Below are 2,985 nucleotides of genomic sequence, written 5' to 3'. Positions count from 1 at the left end.
TCAGGAGACACCCTGAGTCCTGTATTAAGGGTAAAGACCATACAAACCATCTTCGACATACCAACAGAAAACAGCTACACAACAGAAGATACTAACAATATAGGCAAGCAACTGGAAACCTGCCGCTGGTATAGCAAAGGCTATCGTTATCCGGTCTTTGAAACGGTCAGGAATATCAATCTAAGTGACAACAGCGAGATATTCACCACCGCCTTTTTCTTCCCTCCGCAAGACCACCTCTATCTGGACACCGACCCTGATAACTTAGCCCTGCTGGATGAACTCTGGAAAGAGACGGAAGAGGATAATCAGGCAAGTGATCCAACAGCCAAGACAGTCTCTTTGGAAGATATAATGACTTGCAAGATATATCCTAATCCTGTAGAGTCAATAATGAACCTGGAGTATGAGTTAAAGGAAGATGCAAAGGTTTCGTTCGACCTATATTCGCTGGATGGTATGCCTGTGAAGAAGATTGCAGCTAAGAACAAGACCAAAGGTATATATTACGAAACGTTGGATTGTACAGGCTTGTATCCGAAGAATTATGTATTGAGAATTACCGCTAATGGGGTATTTGTGAATGAAATTATTATTAAAAAGTAAATGCTATGAAAAAATATATATACATATTCTTGATTACAACAATATTTTCCTTAAATATTTCACCCTTGTTTTCGCAAGACAATAAATATTTATCGCCTGTAATCCCTCCCTCTCCAACATCGGCGATTTTCAGCAAATATGGAAATCATCAACCTTCTTTATCTTCAGGAATGATAAATATACCAATTTCTCTATTTGAAATAACGGCTGATAATTTTTCTCTTCCTTTTTCTTTACAATATAGTACATCCGGAATTAATATATCGGACCGTCCTTTTCCTGTAGGTTATGGATGGATATTTTCCCCTGGGCTACGTGTTACCCGAACCGTATTAGGTCGTCCGGATGACCGTTTTCCCTTTCAGTCGGTATATAGTTCTGATAATCCTGCTATAATAAGGAAAGGTGTCATTGATGAGCAATATTATACAAATTTTGGCATAAGTCGCTCCGAATTACATGATACCCAAAAAGATATCTTTAATGTCCATTTACCTTCTGGTAATTATACATTTCTTGTTAATAAAGTGGGAAATACCTATGAGGCAATATCTCCTGGGAATTTATTAAAATTTGAATTTTTTATAGATCAAAGTAACTTAATAAATAATGTTAGTGCTCCTATAAATGGTTTGAAGATAACAGATGAAAATGGTATTATTTATACATTTGGTATGTATGCAAATGAAACTGTCCGAAATAATTATGTCGAAACTATAAGTCGTATCGGGCACACAGCCTGGATGTTAAGAGAAGTAACTCTTTTAAATAATACTAAAATAAATTTTACTTGGAAAAAATCTACACTAAATAATTTATACACTCCTTGGGTTACTACACCCATGATCATCAAAGACGCAAAATCTTCAAATATAGCAAATTGTGAAGACAACTCTTCTCCTGAGCTATCAGATGATGGCGGAATTTTAGATTATACAAATTATACTGAGATTTGTATGTTAGAAAAAGTGGAATTTCCTGCAGGTACGATGAATATTTCATATCGTCCAAGTCAAGATCCTTTTATAAGTAAAATTGAAGTAAAAGATAAGAATAATACATCACGTAAGACCATAGATTTTATATACGGACAGGGCGATTCTGAGGAAGTGGCACTATTGAAATCTCTTAGGATAGATCAGGAAACTTACAATTTTATATATAACTCAAAACGATTATATAAGAATAGTACGGGATTGGATTATTGGGGATATTACAACGGAAAGAATAACCAGACAATGATACCTAAAATGACTCTAAACTTATATGGCAGTTATGGTAATTATACAACAGAGCCAAATTTCACAATGCAAGTGGGTACAGCTGACAGATCCGTTGATACAGCATATATGAAGGCCTCTATGTTGAAACGTATAGAATATCCTACAGGAGGATTCTCTGAATTTGAATATGAACCTCATCAATTTGCAAATCAATACCCTCCTTCAACTAAAACATTTGCTGTTACTCCTAGCCCAATAAATAAAGGTGGCGGACTTCGTGTATGTAAAATTATTACGAAGGAAAGGCTTGGAAGTACACCCACTATAAAGACTTATAAATATGGAGTTGCTGAAAACGGATTAGCCAATATAATATTTGTGCCGACACTGGATACTTTTATTGATGAATTGTGTATTGTGGAATCGCTTCCATGTGATCCGGGGAGACTTACAACGTGGGCATATAGACAATTAAATATAAATGCCATGTCGAGCTATTCAAAATACCTTATACAAGGTGTACCTATATGGTATAGTATGGTAACAGAATATGTTAATGATAATAAAACTGAAAATTATTTTGATTATCAGGGATATCGTGGTAGTAGCTATGATATGGTAAAGATAATAAAGAAGCCATATGTGCATGGTTATGAGGCTATATTTCAGGATGGCCCACGTCAGGCAGAGCAAATAATATACAAAAAGAATGGGCAAACGTATTCACCTTTAGAGAAAACTATATTTTCTTATGATTCGCCAACATCTGGAGGAATATCTAATTACATGGTTAATCGTAATATAATAAATTCGTATGATCAATATTATTCTTGTCCTGATTTTCGTAATTTCTCTGATGCAGATATTGCAGGAACTATTTGTAATGCAAGAATATATACTGTCTCGCCTTATCAGATTGATAATAAGTACTACAGGCTAAGGAGCAAGGAGACAATATCAATGATTAACGCTTCAATTGTAACAACAACAGAACAATATTCTTATTATTCGGACAAATTAATGGAGAAGCTTACAAGAGGTACTAGTGTCATGTCAATCTGATATTGTCGGATAAAGTTTTTTTAATTTAATTCTGGCCTTATCATTCGTGAACTGCCAGTTTATCTTGGAACTTCTATTATTTCTACTTCTCTGC

2 protein-coding genes are annotated in these 2,985 nt (G+C 34.8%); both read left to right on the top strand.

Annotation, left to right across the window (positions count from 1 at the left end; translation table 11 throughout):
• The coding region (locus D0T84_RS21895) for a T9SS type A sorting domain-containing protein (protein ID WP_163310041.1) at window positions 1-606 on the top strand (606 nt) is incomplete at its 5' end.
• 5 nt (window positions 607-611) lie between these two features.
• The gene (locus tag D0T84_RS21890; RefSeq protein ID WP_163310040.1) at window positions 612-2,891 is read left to right on the top strand and encodes a hypothetical protein; all 2,280 of its coding nucleotides are present in this window, start codon (window positions 612-614) and stop codon (window positions 2,889-2,891) included.
• Window positions 2,892-2,985 lie beyond the last annotated feature (94 nt).

The organism is Dysgonomonas sp. 521 (assembly GCF_010501055.1).
GTDB lineage: Bacteria > Bacteroidota > Bacteroidia > Bacteroidales > Dysgonomonadaceae > Dysgonomonas.
Note: the sequence above shows the minus strand (reverse complement) of the source record. Positions and strands in the feature narration are given on the sequence as shown.

Excerpts from the sequence above, each read along its gene's own strand:
- D0T84_RS21890 (WP_163310040.1), top strand. The coding sequence starts at position 612 with ATGAAAAAATATATATACATATTCTTGATTACAACAATATTTTCCTTA.